Origin of the sequence: Pseudomonas sp. SIMBA_068 (assembly GCF_046534705.1) — a bacterium.
GTDB lineage: Bacteria > Pseudomonadota > Gammaproteobacteria > Pseudomonadales > Pseudomonadaceae > Aquipseudomonas > Aquipseudomonas putida.
In genome coordinates this window covers 1-322 of the sequence record NZ_JAWRYI010000220.1, presented here as the reverse complement: position 1 = coordinate 322, position 322 = coordinate 1, and the positions used below count along the sequence as shown (strand labels likewise).

The window sequence follows — 322 nt, the reverse complement described above, 5'->3', positions numbered from 1 at the left end:
CGGTTGATGGATTCGCGAATCGACGCCGACAAGGCATAGATCAGGCTGCCCTCGCTGACGCTGGCGGTGACCACGCATTCACCCAGCAGTGGTGCGACGTCATCAAGGCCGATGGCCACGTTCTTCAGCGGCGCGCCGGCGAATTTGCTGCGCAGCAGTTCGCTCCAGGCGTTGACCTCAAAACCGCAGTTGCTCGGTTGCAAGGGCGCAAGCTGCACACCGCGCTGTTCCAGCAGGGGCAGCCAAGCCCCGTCGGAACCCTGTCGTGCCCAACTGACGCCGCCCAATGCCAGCAGGACCCCATCCGCCCGTACCGTACTTT

Annotated in this window: 1 pseudogene; it reads right to left on the bottom strand. The window is 64.0% G+C overall.

Annotated features, from left to right (window positions below):
- Positions 1-322, bottom strand: a pseudogene (locus tag SB756_RS28900) (aminoacetone oxidase family FAD-binding enzyme); the annotation flags it as partial.